The 1,026-nt window shown below is 75.0% G+C and carries 1 protein-coding gene; it reads left to right on the top strand.

Annotated features, from left to right (window positions below):
• Positions 1 to 666, top strand: a 666-nt coding sequence (locus K6I34_RS37365; protein WP_308294113.1) for a rhomboid-like protein, incomplete at its 5' end; no start/stop codon positions are given.
• Positions 667 to 1,026: the final 360 nt, after the last annotated feature.

Below are 1,026 nucleotides of genomic sequence, written 5' to 3'. Positions count from 1 at the left end.
GGCCCGGTCCGCCGCCTCCTCTCCCCGGTCCTCTCCCTGAGCTGGGTACGCCGCACCCTCCCGACCCCGACCGGCACGCCGTTCACCTTCCTCTACGGCCTGGTGCTGCTCGCCACCGCGCTCTACGTCGAGCTCGGCGACGAGGTCACCGTCAACCAGCTCCTGCGCGACTCCAGCACGGACGCCGCGCACCTCGCCGACCAGCCGCTCGTCGTCCTCGTCGCGAGCGCCCTGTGGGTGGCGGGCGGCCTCTACTCGCTGTACGGGCTGCTCTTCGCCCTCGTCCTCAGCGCCCTCGAACGCCGCGTCGGGCCCGCGCGCGCGGCCGGGGTCTTCCTCCTCGGACACGTCGTCGCCACCCTCGCCACGGAGCTGCCGGTCGCGGGCGCGGTGGCGGCGGGACGGCTCCCCGAGGCGTCGCTGCACCGCCTCGACTACGGCATCAGCTTCGGCGTCATGGCCGCCATGGGCGCCCTCGGCGGCCTCCTGCGCCGCCCCGCCGGGCGGGCCCTCCTCGGCTTCGCCGGCCTGATGTGTGCCCAGGACCTCATAGATTTCGCCGACCCCCTGGCGAGCTGGGGTCACCCGATAGCCCTCCTGGTCGGTATCTCCTGCGGCCCTCTCCTCCGCGACGGCCGCATCTCGCTGCCGCGTCAGCGGACCTGACGGGCTTCTGTCCGGGGGCTTCGCCCCCGGGGCCCCTTTGCGCCTACTGGGGTGCGTCTTGTGCTGCGCGTGCGTCTGCGGGCCGGTGGGGGCTTGTCGCGCAGTTCCCCGCGCCCCTTAATGCCGCCTGCGAGCTCGGTGTGCTGGGCTCGTCCGGCGGCTGCGGGTCCGGTGGGGGCTTGTCGCGCAGTTCCCCGCGCCCCTGAAAGCCGCCCACGAGCTCGGTTGTCCCTGTCCGGTCGGCGTCTGCAAGCGCGTCGTGGTTGCTCGCGCCGTTCCCCGCGCCCCTGACGGGGCGCGCCCGGACGGGGCGCCTCCGGGCGGGCGGAGAGCCGACGGCGGACGCAAGGCGCCCCCTAC

The organism is Streptomyces sp. UNOC14_S4 (assembly GCF_020740835.1).
Taxonomy (GTDB): Bacteria; Actinomycetota; Actinomycetes; order Streptomycetales; family Streptomycetaceae; genus Streptomyces.
This window is presented reverse-complemented; position numbering and strand designations above follow the sequence as displayed.